This is a genomic window from Clostridioides sp. ZZV14-6009, assembly GCF_020658095.1.
Lineage (GTDB): Bacteria > Bacillota > Clostridia > Peptostreptococcales > Peptostreptococcaceae > Clostridioides.
This window is the reverse complement of sequence record NZ_JAGWDG010000008.1, coordinates 68,038-87,025: the sequence shown is the minus strand read 5'-3', so window position 1 is coordinate 87,025 and position 18,988 is coordinate 68,038. Positions and strand designations below refer to the sequence as shown.

The window sequence follows — 18,988 nt, the reverse complement described above, 5'->3', positions numbered from 1 at the left end:
CCTTTCTATTTAACTTCATAAGAATACTTTTCAAGTTCTATAGTATTTGTTCCAACATCTGTACTAGTATTTGAAATAGTTTCTATAAAATTATCATCTAGTTCATGTACATATTTAACCTTATAACAAGAAAAAGGAATATCTATTTTATTAAAAATAACATTCCCTTCACTTCCAAATATTCTTTTTCTATCTGTATCTAATCTTAAACCTTCAATTGATAAGATACCTTTTGAATCAGTTAAATTGTCATACCATTGACCTACTTCATCTACTGCACCAGACTCCAATTCTAAATAAATTAATATATCTAAGACTTTATCAGATAGAGCATCATACTTGGCTTTTAAACTGTCTAATTGTTGACCTAAATTTCCACCCTCTTGTAACACCTTTACACTAGCATCTAATTCATTCACTGCATCTGATATATTTTTAGATACTGTACTTAATTCACTTAAACCAACTTTATTTTGTATTAAATTTATCTTCTCTAAGTTGGCAGCTATATTACTTTTATTTTCATTTATCTTAGTTAGACTCTCATCAAATTTTGCATCAATTTTTACACTAGAATAAGTACTATCTAGTGTTGTTATATTATCATTTATTGTAGCTTGTATAACTTCTTTATTTGTATTACCATTTACAACAGTTACTTTTACATCTATAGCTAATTCATTAAAAATATCTATCGTATTATTATCTACTACAGTATAAGAATTAGTCATACTTTTTTTAGTTGATTCATCGAGTATCGCAACGAATATATTTTCTGTAACAAGATTATGATTAACTGTAAGTTTAAAATATTCTCCATCAGCAATCCAATCAGATTCAACATAAGATTTACTGAAAGCTATATTAGTTGCGGCAGAAGTCATCTCGGCTATTTTTTCATTAACCTTTTCAAAATCATAAGTTAATCTATCCTTTAAAGTGTCCTTTACAGTTCCATCAATAGTTTCTCTAGCTTGCATTAACTCGCCTCTAGCATCAAGGCTTTCAAGTTCTTCAAATCTATTTTCAAATTCAGTAATCTTATTACTTACAGTAGTTGTCATATCTGTCTTAGCAGTATTTACTTCAACTATTTTGTCATCAACTTCTTTTATTTTTGTATCTAATTTTAAAGTACTTTCATCAATACAATCTTCAACATTAGATATAACCTGATTTACTTCGTCAAGTTTATAGTCAATCTGCTCTTGGTTATCTGTAAGCTTATCTTCAAATGTCTTATCATATAAATCAAAAGTGTCATTAGCTCTAGCATCTAAATCTTGAAATTTCTTATCTGTTTGAGCTTGCACATCAAGCATTTTGTCATTAACAATATTGTCTATTTCTTCAGACTTAGCATCTATCATTTCATCTAATTGTAATTGACAATCAGTAAGTTTGTCATCAACTTGGATTTGCATATTTTGAATTGATTTTTCACGATTAGATTCTTGATTTTGACGTGTTAATTCATTAAATTCTCTATCATCTTCCTGTATATTTCTTATATCTTCATTGTAAATCCTAATCTGCTCTGCTTTATCCCTAACTTCTTCATTTCCTAAGATAGTTATTTCAAGTTGCTCAACTCTTTTAGTTAATTCCTTATTATTCTTAATAATTTCTTCGGCTTGAGATATTAATACTAATAATACTCCATACTCATCCGTACTAGTCAAATCATCATCATTAATCATTCCTTCTTCAACACGATAGAATAAATTAGTAGTATTAATAAGAGTATTTCCCTTTACAAGAGATAATTGAAATGTATTTATACCAACAGAAGCCAATGCTTGTCGACTAAGTTCTATCTCTACAACACCATTTGTAGCATCTACAACTTCACATTCACCATTAACTTTTTGTCCGTCTGATTTTGTAATACTAACTAAAACTCTATCATATTCAGATAAATCTATTATTTCATCTTTATTTTTCAATATTGCTTCAATGTAAGCTGTTTTAACATCATTTTCATTATAAATAAAATAGTCTAGTAATCTTTTGTTTATCCTATAATTACTAAAATCTACTTCTATGGTATGATTCTTTATTTCATAATTTTTCAAAGTATCACATCCTATTGTTCTTTATTTTGTTTAGTTTCTACTTTTTCTTTTTTTAATTCATTTATCTCTTCTTGTAATTGTCCATTTAGTGCTTTATAAAGTATTAATTCATTTTGTAGTCCCCTTATTTCTTCTAAAGCTATTGTATATGCTCTTTGCATGTTTACTTCCATAATTATTATCCTCCTTATATATCCAAAGAATCTTTAAATTTTTCTATATTTTCTTTTAGGTAATTGTATCCTGATAACAAAGGATTTTTACCTGTTGCATCTAGTGTATTAATTCCAAAATAGCTATCAAAATTATCTTCTAAAACAGATATATTATCATACTCAACAGCATCCAACCCTTCTCTTCTTGCATCTTCTGAAATATATCCTGCTACTTTAATCTGAGCCATCTTATTACTATAAGAAATATTTACAGTTGATATCCTCCAATAGTAAACTTGTTGACCTGTTGCTAATAATTTACTCTTTCCAATCGCCATGTTGTTCTTCACCACCCATTATTTTATAATATGTATGTTCATATCCTATTCTTTTCCCTATTACTCTAAAATCACATTTACCTGTATATCCAACTACTTTAAAATAATCCTCACCTTTTTCAACAACCCTACAATTAGAATTAGAACTAAATACTGCAAAGTTTAATATACTTTTAGCAAAGATATTATTTAATTTTATTATTGTGCCAGTTTCTTCTACTTCTATATCAAATAAAACGTCTTCAATTAGAAATTTAGGACTGTCAATTGGAGACATGCCAAATGTTGTACCATTTAGTTCTATACTTCCAGCAGATTTAGAACCATTTCTAGCAAATTGTTGTCTCTCTTCTCCATTTATCATAAATGAAATAGCTCCTCTTTTCCAGATTACTATCCCATTATCATCATCCCAATCTTCAGAGGTGTAAAGGCGAAAATTTCCTCCTGTCAAATCCATTCTTGTATATCCATCATCTCCAACATCTATTTTATTTGCTCCAAATTTAGCATTATTTGAACCAAATATATAATTCTCATATGCATTTACATATATAGCAGCCTTGCCACTTTCAACGAAAAAATAATTACTACTATTATATTTAAAACGAAACGCAGAACGTCTTCCATATCCATCACTTGGTCTTGCATCTATAGCAAATGAGTTTTTACTGTCACTAAAGAAACTTATAATTGCATTATCATCATCTACAGATGTTATTGCATTACATGCCAGACTTCCTCTATTAACTATCAAACCACTTCTGTTTATTACAACATAATCAGATATATCATTAAACCCAAACTGGATTTTGTCTGATTGAATTCCAACAATTGAGCCAGAACCATTTCTTGTAACCATCATTGTTATATCATCTTTGGTTAACTTAATTTCAGCAGCATTAGTTTTAGTTACCCCATCAACTCTAGCTACTTCTAATTTTATTTCTTTAGCTGTAGCGTTTATTTGTGCAAATTCCTCTGATATACTTCCACCCATACCTGTTATATAAATTTTATCTACTGTATTTTTAAGTTCATTTATTTTTAAGTTGTATTGAGCAGTTGCATTTATAGCTAAAATTCTATCTGAAGGTGTAATTATACCATCTGAAATAACTGAATTGATTATAGATTTTAGATTGGTACTTGATGCATCCAATGCTGATTTTGAAGTGTTTATTGCTACCAAGTCTACACCAGTAGTTCTATCAATAAGTTTTTGTAACTCTGTATATAAACTTGCTTTGTCTGTATCTAACAGATTAAGTTCAATATCAATCTTTTCTTTTTCTTCATCTGTAATCTCATTATCGTTAAAATAATTAGACATATTAGAACTAAATGTTCCTAAGTCTGTATTTAACTTAATTATAGCCTTATTTATGTTTTCTCTTAATGTTATATTTTCTTGTGAGCCACCAAAATTTTTAGTAACTTCTTTTACTAATATATTTACATTTTCAGCTCTTTGGTCTATAAGAGACATATTTTCTTTTATATGAGATGCATCTTCTTGCACTTCTAAAACTGTTTGATGTATTCCATCTATGTCTTTTTCAATAACTACAAATTTTTCATTATGTTTTTCATCAGTTTCATATAATCCCCAAATCTGTTCTTCAGTATTTTTTCTTGAATTTCCATCAAAAGATATATCAAATATTGGTGAGTTTATAGGAACTTCTGTATGTTTTCCATTATCATTTACAACTACTAAAAATTGTGTGTTTCCTTCTGGTAATCTTACATTAGAAACTTTTAATGTTCCTGGATTATCAACATCCCAATATATATATTTTTTATTTGTTTCCTTATCTACTACTTGATAAAGTGTGTTGTTATAGGTTACAATTACTCCAGTAATTCTTATCCAGCTATCTGCTGGTGAATTATCTAATATCAATTTACATCAACTCCTTTTGTATATTTTTCCTAGGAATATATTCATCTGGTAGGTTAATTCTTTTCTTCTGTTGCTGAATAAATAAATGTCTTTTAGAGTTTAATGTTCTTGTTGCATGTTCAGCTTTAGTCAAATAATCAGCTATAGTCCTTTTATCATCTTCTTTTATTTTTTTGTTACTTAATGTTAATTCTAAAGTATCCAATTTACCATTTTTCAAATTCTGAGTAAAAGATGTAAAGTATACTAATTCTTCTTCTCCAGATTCTTTGCTATGTAACACTATAATATCTCCTAAGCTTAAATCACCCTTCCAATGCTGTCTAAAATTAATATCTATTATTCTGTCTAAAAAGTTTATAACATCTAGTGTCCATTCTTTAGTTGGGATACATTTTAAACTCAATTGTCTTTTACCTTCTGCTATTAAATCTTCAACTTTTAAAAAAGCATCATTTGTATAAGTATCATAATAGAGAAATTCGTTTAATTCATCTAATAGAGCTTCATTGAATATTAAATATCCATCCTCATCAGTTGAAGTTTCTCTCTTACAAAGAATATTTATATCTTTTATACTTTCATCTAACTTTGCTATTTCTTCTTCTAAATGTTTTATTTGAACATCTAATATGACCTTTTCATCTTCTAGCTTACTTATTTCTGCTGCTAACTTAGCTGATTCTATTTCATTTTTATGTTCAGGATTATCATATGTTTTCTTTATATCCTTCTTAGCTTTTATAGTCTCTATTACATGTAGCCATTCATTGCTTTTGCTGTCACGTTCTCTTTGTTTCTTAAGCTTTGTATCTATTAATTCTCGCCAAATTGGCTCTCTTATTTCATTCATTTCCTGGTATTTCTTTATAGCTCTACTAAGTTCTTCGCTCATTTCTTTATTATCTAAGAAATAAGAATAATTCTCAATGTAATTATATCCTGTAACTGTAGCTCCTATTATATCCATGTCTTCACTGCCTTCAAGCTTCAGTCTAGTTACTATATCATCACTATTTGTAGTTCTTTCAAGTGATTTTATGTAGTTATCATGAGATAAATATAATTGAATATTATCTCCAAAACTATCTATATGATATAAATTAACTAAATTATTATAAGTGTCAAAATCAGCTATACACTCAAATTGTTCTTTTAGTTCATTATTGAAATAATCTAACCAGTTAGAGTTAATACTTTCTTGCCATCTTACTTTCTCTCTCTTATTGCCTTCACTATCAGTTTCATAAGCAATTGAATCATCTACATGACCAAGTTTCCAGCCCGTTTCTTGTTTTAAATAATCATTAAGAGATATAATAGATGCTTCTTCATCCTTGGTGAACATCTGTAATCCATAATCCTCAATATTTACGTCAATCTTTCCTAATTTAACCTCTTTTGATTTAGCTGTTACTACCTTTAATTTATCATCTGTGGTTACAACATTCTTAACCACAAAGTATTCTTTGTTATTAAGACAAATAAGACGTTCTTCTTTCATTTCTTCAAATAGAGGATTTATTACTTTAGAGAATTGAAAACGTTCTGTAATATATTTTGTAATGGTAAGTTGTATTTCATCTACTCCACCAAGCTCACGCTTTATAGAATTTAGAAAATTGATTGGAATTTGACCTAGAAATGACTTGTTCATTTTGTGAATGGTTAATGTGTAATCAGATTTTATCTGTTTAAGATTCACATTAAAATGCATATTTTATCACCTTCTTTGTATTAGAAAAGCCCATGAATTAAGATGAGCTAAAATATTTTATTAATTGTAAAATTATGGTATAATCTAGTATAGTAAGGAATTTTAAATCGAAAGTGCTAAGAGTGGTTGTTTCTGTATTTAGCCTACTTCTTCAAAGGAAGGAGGTGAGCCTCGCTTTATTTTTTTTATAGGGAGGTGAATTTATGGAAACAGTAGTGTTTAATATTTGCCTAAATATTGCAACAAGTTTAATAGCTTGTTACATATATGATAAAGCAAAAAACCACTCAAACGCCAATAAGAGTGGTCTCAAAAGATAAATTGATTTTTAATTAACTTTAAGGAAACAATCACTCTTTGTATTAAGTAGATTGAATTCCTTACTTTTATTATACCACAGATACGTTTTTTGTAAAACAGATTCGTTTACAGTTAATAAATAAAAAATCACTAGATAAAGACGATTACTGATACCAATTAATACATACTTAAAATAGGTATATTATAAATCATTTCATTATTCAAAATTTACTTCAATATCTTCAAGGTCTTTTTCATTAATGTTTAGGTCTTTCAGAATCTCCCTTTGAGATATTAGTTCTTTTTCATCTATATCTTTCATTCTTATTTCTGTCTCAATAAGAAGCTTACAATCTTCTATATTATTTATCATTTGCAACACCTCCTTAAATATATACCAGAATAGAAAAAGAGCCACTGTTTAAGGTGGCATAGATAGGTAGTAATTCTTATGTAAAATTTTTAAATTTTCTGTTATCTGTATTATATCTTTATTCTACTCCTGTCGTCAATATAATATTAAATTTAACATTATGGAAAATTATGGTATAATATTTTTAGAGACTACAGTTTAGACTATTAGGGTGATGGCTCTTTAGTTAAAATCCCCAGTAAGAAAGGGGGTGAGGCTATGGAGTACTTAGTTTTGTTTTTAATAATGATAATTATGATTACAAGAATAATCAATCATTTGACAAAGCTAATAGATGCAATCTTAAACTTGAAAGCATCTATTAGAAAGCTAAAGAATCACCAGACTGGCGGGTCTAGTGATTCTGAAAGTAATACATAAATCTATTCTTTTTATTGTTAACTTTAAGAACTACACCCTACAGCAAATAGTTTGTAGTCTCTTTTTTATGTCTTTATAATATAAATTTATATCATTTATATTACTATTATACTCTAATATTGTCATAATAGTCAATGTTGTTATAATTGACAATGCAGAGAAATAAAAATCATTCTAACTATAGAATGTTTTCTCATTGATATTTATATTATGTCTAACATTAACTTTGAATCTTTTTAAATAAATCAGAACTATAGTCATTTATATCAGATATATTTATTATACTATACTTAGATTTTATATTATTAAAGTATTCGTTAATAACCTCTTTTTCTATAACATTACTAGAAGATTCATATTTGCCTAAGCCTTGTCTATTAATAACCCAAGGTTTTTCCTCATGTGTCATTCTTTCTAACATTTTTCCACTATAGCATCCAAAGTATTTAATCACAGCATCAACAATCTTTTCTTCCATATCATTATCTAATGAAATTATATTGTTTTCATACTCTATTTGATTTCTTCCAAAATCTCTATATTTCTCATATACATTTCTGTATACAGGGCCATGAACCCATGCTTCACAATCATCATCAAATAAATTATTCTTAGTAAATAATCTAGTAAATGCTTGTGAATAGTATAATAGTTTTTGTAAAGCTAGAGGTGTTATCTCTTCACATTTTGATATTATATATTCAGCCACAGCTCCTATTTTATCATTCTTTAAAAATAATTCTCTTTCTTCTATTTCCAAGATGGACTCTCTACATTTTCTATATGCTACTTTAGTTATATTTTCTTTATTTGACTCTAATATATCTTTCATTTCAGTCGAATTGTTGAGTATTGACTTTAACTTGTCAGAATATGATTTTGTAGGAATATCTCCTTCTAAGTATCTAGTTATTGTAACCTCACCCCATCCTAACAACAATGAAAGTGGTTTTTTACCAATATTATATTTTTCTAATATGTCTCCAATTTCTTCTTTGCTGATTATGTTATCCATTTCAGCAATCTTAGAATATAAAGATTTTAAATTTTCATCATTAATTTCACTTACATAAACCATTTCTCCACATTCTTCACAGAACGCTTCTTTCTTTTGGTATTTAACTTCTTTTCCTCTAACTTTTTTTATTTCCTCTTTTGACTTAACAGTGTAAGTAACATCATATAAGCAAAATTCACAGAATGTTTTTTCTCTCATAGTGTGCTTGCCTCCTATTTAACTTAGAAATATAAATCTATATACCTCTAAATTCCCCTTATTATAAGTATTGACCTCTTTTATGGTTTTCTCATTCTTTTTTATACATATAATTAATTTTATCATTAGCCTTATGAAAAGATATTACGATAACAAATTTACCTTCGCTCTTCATATTTTCTTCTATACAAAATTTTATATACGTTTCAACATCTTCTACTTCATTATTTAAACAAGTCAATCTATATGTTTTACCAAAAAAATAGATAAGTTTATTTCTATCTTTTACATGGAAATCTTTTTTTGAGAAGTCTTCAATAGTTAAACTCTTTAACATTTCTAGTTGAGTGTTTTCATTCAAATTGTAATTTTCTATAAAATCATCATTCTCTTTTCTTTTGAGACCTCTAGATATTATAAAACATCTTTTTTCTAGACATGTTTTAAATTCATTTAAAATTTTTTCAACATGTTCTTTTTCAAAATTTAATTGTATGTTTTTTTCCAATACGCTTTTTTCCTTAAGTTTATTTACACTTAATTCATACAGTCAACTGTTCCCCTTAATTTATTCAATCTACATATAGCAATAAAGATTAAAATCTCATACAATTATATTATAATACTTTTTTTAAATAAAATCAAGTTATATAGTATAAATAGTATCATTTATTATAATTTTATTTTGATATTACATAAAATAGTATCATTTATTATGATTTAATATTTTCTACTATTTTTCTATATACTCTATTCTCTAAATCTCTACCAAACTTCTCTAAGTCTTTCATTGAATCTTTAGTTACATTTCCTTGCACAACAAAGAACGGTGAGTTAAAGTTGACTGATGATGTTGGAGAAGCACTTCTTGAACGAGAATTTGAAGGAGGATTATAATTAGGCATAGCAAATTTACTTAAATCCAACTCATCCAATATGTCATTAATATCTTCTAATGTCTCCTTACCTTCTTTTAACCTATCAAGCCATTCCTGCTTAGTGACAGAACCCATTGCCAACATACCATCTTCATATTTATTTATGTATTCGATTATAGCATCTTGAAGTTTCTTAACTTCTCCATCTAAACCTACAAACTTACCACTTGAAATTGCTTCATTAATTAAATCAACTAAGTTTTCATCTGAATATTTCTTCTCTAATTCTTCTTTTAATTTATCTGCTTCTTCTTGTAGTCTGTCAGATTCCTTGTCATACATATCATTGACTTGGTCGTCCACATGGTCTTGTACTAAATCCTGTAATTTCTTCTGTTCTTCTTTTAATTGTTTTTGTAAATCTTTAAGTTTTTTCTGACCACTTAAAGAACTATCTCTTTCAGCTATTGCTATTTGTTTTTCTAAATCACTTATTACATCTTGTTGTTCTTCATAATCATCTTGATATTTGGCTTCTTTTCTTGAATCATTGTAAGCATCTTGTTGCTTTTTAAGAGAATCAATTTTAGCTTTAGTTTCTTTATCTATTTCTTTAAGTCTCTCTTCAAGCTCTTTTTTATACATGTCTCTAATTTTCTCTTGTACGTTTTGAGCTTCTTTAAGCTGGTCTTTATAAGCATCTTGAATCTCTTTATTTAATGCTTCAATTTCTTCCTTAGATTCAGCAATTTCCTTATTGGCATCAGGTATTTTATTTATCAATAAATCCAAATATCCCTCTGCTGCCTCTTCCATTCTCTTAAATTCTTCATCAGTCATATTCTTTTTAAGTTGATTTTTATGTTGAATGAAGTTAGTTATATCACCATTATCTCTAAATGTAAATCCGTAGCCTTGTAGTTTTTGTTGTAGCTCTTTTTGTGTTTCTTGAAGATATGCTGTTGTTTCAGATAATTCTTTAGCCTTCTTGGCCATTAACTCTTTTTTCTTTTCTAACAACTCTATCTGCTCATCACCTGTAGCATTTTTAAGTAATACATCTATCATTGCTATTTCATTATTTACTTGCTCTACATCTTTATACATAGAAGTCCATGTGGAATTCTTATTAAGTTTCCACATTTCTTCTTGTGCTTTCCTTAATTCCTCATTGTGTTCTTTAATTTTATTATTGTATTCTTCCCATTCTTGCTCACATTTAGGTAGCTCTGTAAATGTAACTTTAATATATTCTTCAAGGACTTTCTTAGTTTCTTCTAACTCTTTTTTTCTGGATTCATCTTTTTTATTTTCTTTATCTCCAGACTTTGAATTTAATTTGTCTAATTCTTTTTCTATTGATATTAACTTTTCTTCATAGTTAGTTAGATTTCCAGTATCATCAAACTTAAAGCCCATTTTCTTTTCTTTTAATCTATTTTTAAGTCTGTTACTTTCAGCTTTATATCCATCTTGTTGTTGTTTTATTAAATCTTTTTGTTGAGCAAATAATTTATTTTGCTCTTGTAAGTATTTAATATTCTCATCACCTGTAGCATGTTCCATTTTTTTGTCTAATAGAGCTATTTCATTTGTTACTGCTGATATAGCATTTTCTAACTCTTTAAATAACTCTATACTATATTTTACAGATGAGTCTATTGTGTCATTATTTATTGTAACTTTAGGTTTGATTACTTTGAAAGCTGATGTGGCTCTTGATACTGCTCTTGAGAATAAGGATGGCTTTGTTACAGGAGTTTCGTCACTTATTGGTGCTGGTTCTGATGTTCTAGGTTGGGCTGATAGATTTGTTGGAATTGGAGTTCCATTAGTAACAGAGGTACGTTCAGTTTTATTGGTCTTATCTGAACTATTTCCTCCACCTCCACCAGAAGAACTATTAGTCACTTTATTAGTTACAAACGTAGTAGTGAATGTTTTTCCTGCATAATTTGATTTAAATGACTCTATTTTCCTAATAAGTCCTGATATGTTTTTTGCAGCGGTTGAAGTTAAGGCACTAAATGTAGTTCTTATAGTCTTACCACCATATCTGCTAACATAATTTTGTACTTTAGCTAATAATCCTGATACATTCTTTGCCCCTTGTGCGGTTTCAGTTCTAAATACAAGTGTAGATACTTTTAAAGCTAAGAATTGTTTTACTCTAGCTATAAGACCTGATATATTTTTTGCACCTTGTTCAGTTGAAGTACTAACATTTATATGATAATTACCTTGCCCGATTTCTTGTGCTTTTTGTGATAATTGATTTAACTGTTCAGATGCTTGTTCTGCACCTGTAGCTTCAATAGTAGGAGTGGCTTTTTCATTATTAAGTTCATCTAACTTTTGTTTTGTATTGTCGATTTCCTCTTTCCCAGAGTTGTTTATGGATAACTCAATAACCTTAGTTGGATTTGTATTTTCTATAAAGTTGGTTGCCTGTTCAACCTCAGTTTCTCCTTCTGTTTTTATTTGTACAGTTGGAGTTACAGTTTTATTATCTAACTCATCCATTTTTTGTTTAGTACTGTTAAGTCCTTCTTCATTGATAACTTGAGGACTTACAATTGGAATATAAGATTCATTTCCATATTCATCTAATATTCTCATACATTGAACAACTTTTTCACTATTATTAACTTGAGGATTTAAATTAGGAGTGTATGTTTTATTACCATTCTTATCTAATGTTTCTATACATTCAACTACTTGTGATTCTCCATTTACTTCTGCATTTACTAAAAGGTCAGCTTTAGTTCCATCTGCATCTTGAACTGTATTAACAGTTTTCTCTGCATTTTCTCCTCCTTCAACTTCTATTCCGAGTTGTTTTTTTATCTCTATAGGTAAACTATCAACTAAAGATTTCCAATCATCAAACTGCTTAAGTGCCTCTGGATTTTTTATTAAAAAATTAGTTATTACATCTTTATGGTCAGGATACTCACTATATAAATCTTGAAGGATATTTAATTTATCAGCATTATTTACTATAATATTTAGAACTTGATTTTTTTGTTCTTCTTGTGTGGAATTATATAATGATGCTGCCATTTCTAATTCATCTGTATGCTCAATCGCAAAATTAATAACAGCCTTCTTTTTACCATCAGGAGCATTATTATATATATCTTGAAATGCTTTTGCTTTATCTGGATTTTTGATTATAACTTCAGCAAATATTTTTTTTTCTTTTTCACCTAAATTATTGTATTCTTCTTTTAATTTATCAAAATTATCTAATCCATTTATATTAATATCATAATCCATTGCTTTCATTGAATTATCTCTAAGCCACTGTACAACAGATTGATAATCCTTTAGATTCTTTAATTCTTTTACATTGTTTATTATAAATTTGTTAGTAATATCTTCATTGGCTGGTAGATTAGCTATTATATCAGAGAACACCTTGACTTGTTCTACATTATCAAGTTCTGCCTCTAACTTTACTTTTACTTTCTCTCTAGCATTAATATTTTTAAAACTTTCTATTTTAGCTTTTATTTTTTCTTTTGCATCATCTGCATTAACATCATAATCAGCTTTTATTTTTATATTTCCTAGGTCTACTTTTTTATCAATACCCTGTTTTTTTAGCTCAGCATTTATTTCATTTTCAACTTCATCTAACATTTGTTTTCCTTCTTGAGTATCTCCAAGTTGGAAAGCAAAAGACATTTTTAATATCATATCTGTATCTTTTTCACTTAAACCATCTTTACTTAATCCTTCAATCATTTCTTTTATTTCTTTTGGAATATTATCCTTATTTAAGATATTGGTTACAACTTCAGGATCATATTCTATTTTTCCATCAACTTTAATAAAGTTGTTCTCATTTGAAAAAGAATCTGATAAATCTTGAAAAGCTTCATATTTAGCAATCAAATCTCTTGTTTCAGAGTCAAATTGTTGCATTTGACTTCTTTTACCAAAAGTTTGTAGATATGCATCCATAGCATCAGTTGCAGATTTTACAGAAGGAGGTACTTTTGTCATACTTCTTGCTGTGTTTTCATTCACATTCCATAATTTAGCTAATTCAGGAATTATACCTTCTATAGAGTTTTCATATTTTTCATATTGACCTGTTTTTTCTAATTCCATTCTTAACTCTTGATATTTTGTTAAACAAGAATCTATTTCATTATCTGATAAAGCTTTCTTCATACCAGCAGTATATTTTTCAACATCAACATCACTTAATCCAGAAAAATCTATTGAAGAGGTTATTTCATAAGCAGACTGTTTTAGAGATTCATTTAGTGCTTTAAATTGTTTATCTTTATTTAAAGAACCTATAACTCCTTGTCTTACAGATTCTAATTTCTTATCTATTTCCATTGATGCTTCTTGAACTTTATTATTCTCTGTAATTATGGTATCTTTATATTCTTGTGATTTTTCTTTATATGTCTTTATATTTTCTTTAAATTTTTCACCTGTAGATGTTTCTAATTTTTTTAAGGAATAAATTATCTTTGATTCTGCATCATTAATACTTAAGCTTGCATTTTCTAAAGCCGTATCATCAGATAAATGGAACTCTTTGTTCCAATTTGGGTCAAAGGGATTTAAAACAACTTTATTTAATTCATCTAATGAAGATTTTCCTAGTGCAATATTTTCGTCAGAAATTAATTCCTGTTTTTTTTCAATAGCTTTATCTAAAGAGTTAATTAAATCTTTACAACTACCATTCATTTTTAATATTGGGTCACCATTTTCGTCATACCCAATAACTAGTTCTGGCATATTATCTGCTATTTGCTGTTTAAGTTCAGAAAAGCGATTCCACTCATCAATGCTTTTACCACTTTTATTTGCTAGATTATCATACTCTTCTGCTAATTCTGAAAGTGTAGATTTCTGGTTCTTATAAGTTGAAAGTTCTGATTCTAATGTTGCTATATTTTCTCTATGTTTATTAGATGCTATTTCATACCTTCTATTATATTCATCTAATTTTCTTATCACCATAGAAATTGCAGATATAATAGCTCCTATTGCAAATCCACTAATAAGAGAAGCTCCTACATTCTTTGCAAAGCCCTTAAAACTATTCCCTATTTGTCTACCTACATTTGCCACTTCTCTACCCGCTGCTTTAAATTTATTCATAGCACCAGTGGCATTATTAGTTTCTTGCTTTATTTTACCCATGAATCTTATTAATGGATGTTGATTTCTGGATCCACCAGAATCACCTTGGTTACCTGTAGTAATACTTGTTAGACTTATTCCTTTAAATAAACTTTTTAGCATAGTAAATGATGTAATCATAGCTGGAAGTGTCATCTTCATTCTATCTAGTGATTTAACAACTGTATTTATTCCATTAGACACAGATATTAAACCATCTAAAAATCCATACGTCATATCTGAGTTGAATAAAGTTTGGAATATATCCGCCCATATTGTTTTTAACTCATTCAAACGTCCTGCAAGGCTATCTAAGTATTGTTTGTTCTCAGTTTCAGCACTACCAAATTGTAACCCTTGTGAAAATTCACTTCTTATTTCTTTAAAAGTCTCATAATTCTTTCATACCCTCTGTTTCCAGATATTTAAAAGGGAATAGACTATACCACTATCTTTATATAAGATACCTATTGGTAGTCGTTGCGACCTTTCCTTATTCATAAGAACTTAGGACTATGTCTCAGGATTACCCAATCTTTAATCTTGTTACCATATCATTGTGATTAGCAATGCCACATTTTGATTTCTCTAATGCTTGGTAATTAAAGCTCTAAGGGTTTTCCCTGATATTCTAGGTTTTCTTTATATATCACTATATAAAGGGGCTATTATGTTAACCCATTAAGGATTGGAATATAGCTGCCTGTTGCTTCACATTGTTATCGTAGAGGCTTTTTATCCTCTACTTCTTATAGTTTCCTATAAGGTCAGCATATATTTTCTACTTAAAGTTAAGTAGTCGAACACTCTTGGGAATATTATTGTTTCCTTCTATCACTCAATTCCTATGCGTTACGGTTCTAGGTGGTATTCCTAGTTACCTCGGTATCAACATATCTAAGACTTAGTCTTCACCGATTTTGCTCGATAATAATTCTAAATATCACTACTTAGAACGGCAAATAATTTACCTGCTATTGCTTCAGCTAATCCCTTCTGTTCATCTTCTCTAAGCTCATTCCATTTATTTTTGACCTCATCTAATACTTCAACCATATTCTTTAATTCGCCAGTATCTTTGTTTTTATATATTGTAATACCAGCTATTTCTTTCAATCCCATAGCAGTTTTATTTAATTCGAGATTTCCGTCTCGTGCATTTATTTTCATTCCTGCTAAATTTATTGCAACACTTTTTAAGCCATTCGATTGTTATTAACCAGTAGCTTTTTATCTACTGCTCTGGAGGTTTCCCTCATTTTCATCGACTTGTCATTTCAAGTCCAGTCTAGCATATCTTTTTTACTTATAATTAAATCATAAAGTAAATGGGAACTCTTGGAGATATTATATTCTATTTCTAGTTTCAATCTCTATGCGTTGCGTGTGACTAATCTTTTAAAATTAGCCTTCCACTCGGATTAGCATTTTAAAGCTTTCCCGTTTCTTTCCCATTAATAATCCTAATTCTTCTATGATTGTTGAACTAAGACGGCAATTTAAATTTACCTACTTTTTCTGGATTTTGTATAGCCTCATTTGTTGCTGTTATCATACCCACTGTGTCACCTAAACTGACACCATACTCATGAAGCACACTACCTCCACGTTTCCGTTTATCTTCAATTAAGTTCGCTACACTTAATCCGTTCTCTTATGAACTGCTATATGTTTCCATACAGACGAGACTATATCTTCATCCTTTAGGGATGCTCCCCATTTCCATATCCAATAGCTTGATATGTACGGTTTATAACCTAGTCGTTGAACCTTACTCTATTTGAGTCTTGGCTGCTGATTGTCCCTATCTTTTAGATTGTTACACTTGGTACTAAAAGCCTAACAGGAGTTTCCAGCAGTTAAAGGAGTTTATCATTATATATTACTATATAAGGCGACTAAAATTAATCGCTTCAGCAACACCTGCTGTTCCAATTGCATAGTTATTTCCTGCATAGTTTCAAATTGTTATCCTACAAGCTTTTTATCTTGTAGTTCTTACATTTCTTATTCATGTAAGTTCAGCATATATTTTCATCTTCAGCACTATCTGTTAAGATGGAGGACACTCGTGGGAAAATTATATTCTATGCTATTTTAAACATAAAAATAGCATAGGTTCATTTCCTATGCGTTACGGTGATTAAAGTTTTTTAATTCTTTAATTTACCTCGGTGGTAACATCTCAGCCTTCACCGATTTTGCCCCCTTATAATATTAGATATTTCTATCTAACACGCCAAACAATTTAGCATATCCATTGCAGCAGTTAATTCTGTTGTTTTCTTTGTAGTATTTCCAACCTGCACTTGCATTTCTTTTAAAGGTTCGATTCTAAATCCATTTATTATTGTGTTTACTGCTGAAGAAGCACCTTCAACATCCATGTCCCCTACATTAGCAAGTATCATTGATTGTCTTGCAGCAGCAATACTTTCTTGCATACCTCCAATTCCTGCCTGTAAAGAAGATGCTATTGATTCTTGAACTTGTGATGCACTCATACCTACATCTTTAGCTGTTTGTATTGCTTTTTCTCTTATCTTATCCAATTCAGATACACTATCAATATCTGTTGGTTCTGCAACCTTTTTAAGGTCAGTCATAGAGCTATCAAGCTCTAATATAACATCTTTCATAGACCTAATTCCGTCAGTTAAAGCGTCGCCCAACATATCTCCAATAGAATAAGATGCTATGGATGAATAGAAATCATTAAAAAATCCTCCACCTTTTGAAACTGTATTATTCAATCTTTCAGCTTCTTGTCTAGCATCTCTCATTTCTCTTGTTAATCTATCAAATATATTGTTAAAATCACCATTTAGATTACCAGCCGAACCTTGAAGTTGTTCTAAAGAACGTCTAAACGCTTCAACTCTTTCATTTCCAAATGCTTGTCTAATAGAATCTTCTATTCTGCTGAAATTAGACCTTAAACTATCAACTCTTTCTAAATTTCTAACTTCTTGATTTATCTCTTGTATTCTATTAACTATATTACCTACATCAAGATTTAATTCAATATTTCTACTAGCTATCTGTTTTAATTCTTGCAACTCATTCCTAAGTCTATTTACTCTATCAGTATCTATATTGTCTCCCAATCCATTAAGTCTAGCAGATGCCTGTGTTGCCATATCTTCTATTCTTGAAAGATTTCTATTCATATCAGCTAAATCTCTTGTTGCTCTTGAAGCATCAAACATATCCATTCTAGCTTGAGACGATGAATTCATTTGTGCATACACTGAATCTAATTGTCTTTTTAATCTTTCAATTTGTTCTGTTGTTCTCTCAATTGAACTATCACCTAGACCTGTCCTCATCTGATTTTGAAGTCTAGACACAACATTTGAAATTTCTTTATATTGTCTTATTAAATCTTGTTGTTCATTATTTATATTTCCTGTGTTTCCAGACCCACCACCAAGTAAACTATCCTGACTTCTTCTACTCAGTTTATTTATTTCTTTCATAGTAGATTCAATTTGCTTTAAGTTGCTCAAAGCAGTATTATCAATCTTAAAAGCTTTATTGAATATACCTTTTAGTTGTTCTGCTTGATGTGATAACTTATCTAATTCACCTATTTTCAAATTTAATTTAATAGGCTTATCTTGGCCACTATTTTTTAATTTTTCTAGTTTTTCTCTTGCTTCTTTATCATCAAGTTCAATGCTAGTCTTAATTTTAAACTCTTCAGCCATTCACTCAGCTCCTTTTATATACAAAAAAAGACAATTCATTAGAATTGCCTAAATTATATTAGTTTAAATTATTCAATGTATTTTCTCCATATTTTTCTGTCAACTTGTAAGTAATTTCAGTAGAAATATTCTTTAAATGATTTTCTTGTTGTTCAATTTCATCTACTAAAGAATCTTGTTGTTTTTCTAAATCATCAAGTTGTTGTTCTTCTTCTTTTGAAAGTTTTTCTTTTTTATTTATTTCATTCTCTTTCAACCCAATATTGATAATGTCAGTATACTTGTTATAAATATCACTTGATACTTCAATTATCTTGTCATGTAATTTATCTATATTTTCATCATCAGGTTTGAACTTAGTAATTCCTTCTATCAAATCTTTATATCTCTCTTTATTGTCTCCATAAATGTACTCATTTGAATTATAGTCATCTTTTGATGAATGTTCTTTTTCATATTCTTTTTCGTACTTATCATATTTATTATCTTCCTCATAATTATAAATAGTATCTTGAACAACTTTTCCTAGCCTGGTTATATATTCTGTACAAACTACTTCTTCTGCATTTTCCTTTGGTGTAATATTTAACTTTTCTTTTTTATTACTATCACTACATCCTACAACTCCAAATCCTAATATACCAATCATTAAAATCAACAATATCTTCTTAAACATAACATCTCCCCCTATTCTGATACTTCAATTATATCAAGTCTAAAGGAAAATTTATACTACAAACACATAA

At 28.8% G+C, this 18,988-nt stretch carries 13 protein-coding genes; 1 reads left to right on the top strand and 12 read right to left on the bottom strand.

Features of this window, described 5'->3' with window-relative positions:
• Positions 1 to 5: 5 nt before the first annotated feature.
• From KGF36_RS11920 to KGF36_RS11895, 6 genes are all read right to left on the bottom strand, one after another.
• Positions 6 to 2,075, bottom strand: a complete 2,070-nt coding sequence (locus tag KGF36_RS11920) for a BppU family phage baseplate upper protein (RefSeq protein ID WP_227854756.1) — start codon at positions 2,073 to 2,075, stop codon at positions 6 to 8.
• Between the two features lie 11 nt (positions 2,076 to 2,086).
• Positions 2,087 to 2,248: a hypothetical protein gene (locus KGF36_RS11915; RefSeq protein WP_227823297.1), complete on the bottom strand. Its 162-nt coding sequence runs from the start codon at positions 2,246 to 2,248 to the stop codon at positions 2,087 to 2,089.
• A gap of 14 nt (positions 2,249 to 2,262) precedes the next feature.
• A complete protein-coding gene (locus KGF36_RS11910; protein ID WP_227854755.1) occupies positions 2,263 to 2,568 on the bottom strand; it encodes a hypothetical protein in 306 nt (101 codons plus the stop codon).
• Positions 2,549 to 4,474: a tail fiber domain-containing protein gene (locus tag KGF36_RS11905; protein ID WP_227854754.1), complete on the bottom strand. Its 1,926-nt coding sequence runs from the start codon at positions 4,472 to 4,474 to the stop codon at positions 2,549 to 2,551. Before KGF36_RS11905 ends, KGF36_RS11910 begins: the two co-directional genes overlap by 20 nt.
• 1 nt (position 4,475) lies before the next feature.
• Positions 4,476 to 6,191: a hypothetical protein gene (locus KGF36_RS11900; protein WP_227854753.1), complete on the bottom strand. Its 1,716-nt coding sequence runs from the start codon at positions 6,189 to 6,191 to the stop codon at positions 4,476 to 4,478.
• 517 nt (positions 6,192 to 6,708) lie between these two features.
• Positions 6,709 to 6,864, bottom strand: coding sequence for a hypothetical protein (locus tag KGF36_RS11895; protein ID WP_227821730.1), 156 nt, complete (start codon positions 6,862 to 6,864; stop codon positions 6,709 to 6,711).
• A gap of 258 nt (positions 6,865 to 7,122) precedes the next feature.
• Between KGF36_RS11895 and KGF36_RS11890 the strand changes: the two genes are divergently transcribed.
• Positions 7,123 to 7,284: a hypothetical protein gene (locus tag KGF36_RS11890; RefSeq protein WP_018112694.1), complete on the top strand. Its 162-nt coding sequence runs from the start codon at positions 7,123 to 7,125 to the stop codon at positions 7,282 to 7,284.
• 220 nt (positions 7,285 to 7,504) lie between these two features.
• Here the strand turns inward: KGF36_RS11890 and KGF36_RS11885 are convergent, their stop codons facing one another.
• The 6 genes from KGF36_RS11885 to KGF36_RS11860 form a co-directional block, all read right to left on the bottom strand.
• On the bottom strand, positions 7,505 to 8,500 hold the full coding sequence (locus tag KGF36_RS11885) for a type II toxin-antitoxin system antitoxin SocA domain-containing protein (RefSeq protein ID WP_227828969.1): 996 nt from the start codon (positions 8,498 to 8,500) through the stop codon (positions 7,505 to 7,507).
• A gap of 91 nt (positions 8,501 to 8,591) precedes the next feature.
• Positions 8,592 to 9,008 carry a hypothetical protein gene (locus tag KGF36_RS11880; protein WP_227850702.1) on the bottom strand — a complete coding sequence of 139 codons (417 nt, stop codon included), beginning with the start codon at positions 9,006 to 9,008 and terminating at the stop codon, positions 8,592 to 8,594.
• Between the two features lie 205 nt (positions 9,009 to 9,213).
• Entirely contained in the window at positions 9,214 to 14,826 is a 5,613-nt protein-coding gene (locus KGF36_RS11875; protein ID WP_227854752.1) for a hypothetical protein, read from the bottom strand.
• A gap of 642 nt (positions 14,827 to 15,468) precedes the next feature.
• Positions 15,469 to 15,702, bottom strand: a complete 234-nt coding sequence (locus KGF36_RS11870; RefSeq protein ID WP_227854751.1) for a hypothetical protein — start codon at positions 15,700 to 15,702, stop codon at positions 15,469 to 15,471.
• A gap of 1,061 nt (positions 15,703 to 16,763) precedes the next feature.
• A complete protein-coding gene (locus KGF36_RS11865) occupies positions 16,764 to 18,242 on the bottom strand; it encodes a hypothetical protein (RefSeq protein ID WP_227854750.1) in 1,479 nt (492 codons plus the stop codon).
• Between the two features lie 58 nt (positions 18,243 to 18,300).
• A complete protein-coding gene (locus KGF36_RS11860) occupies positions 18,301 to 18,918 on the bottom strand; it encodes a hypothetical protein (RefSeq protein ID WP_022620739.1) in 618 nt (205 codons plus the stop codon).
• Between the last annotated feature and the right edge of the window lie 70 nt (positions 18,919 to 18,988).

What these genes read in the sequence shown, in the direction of transcription:
- KGF36_RS11900 (WP_227854753.1), bottom strand. Translation starts at nt 6,191, where the DNA reads ATGCATTTTAATGTGAATCTTAAACAGATAAAATCTGATTACACATTA.
- KGF36_RS11865 (WP_227854750.1), bottom strand. Translation starts at nt 18,242, where the DNA reads ATGGCTGAAGAGTTTAAAATTAAGACTAGCATTGAACTTGATGATAAA.
- KGF36_RS11910 (WP_227854755.1), bottom strand. Translation starts at nt 2,568, where the DNA reads ATGGCGATTGGAAAGAGTAAATTATTAGCAACAGGTCAACAAGTTTAC.
- KGF36_RS11890 (WP_018112694.1), top strand. Translation starts at nt 7,123, where the DNA reads ATGGAGTACTTAGTTTTGTTTTTAATAATGATAATTATGATTACAAGA.
- KGF36_RS11915 (WP_227823297.1), bottom strand. Translation starts at nt 2,248, where the DNA reads ATGGAAGTAAACATGCAAAGAGCATATACAATAGCTTTAGAAGAAATA.
- KGF36_RS11895 (WP_227821730.1), bottom strand. Translation starts at nt 6,864, where the DNA reads ATGATAAATAATATAGAAGATTGTAAGCTTCTTATTGAGACAGAAATA.
- KGF36_RS11885 (WP_227828969.1), bottom strand. Translation starts at nt 8,500, where the DNA reads ATGAGAGAAAAAACATTCTGTGAATTTTGCTTATATGATGTTACTTAC.
- KGF36_RS11860 (WP_022620739.1), bottom strand. Translation starts at nt 18,918, where the DNA reads ATGTTTAAGAAGATATTGTTGATTTTAATGATTGGTATATTAGGATTT.
- KGF36_RS11870 (WP_227854751.1), bottom strand. Translation starts at nt 15,702, where the DNA reads ATGAAAATAAATGCACGAGACGGAAATCTCGAATTAAATAAAACTGCT.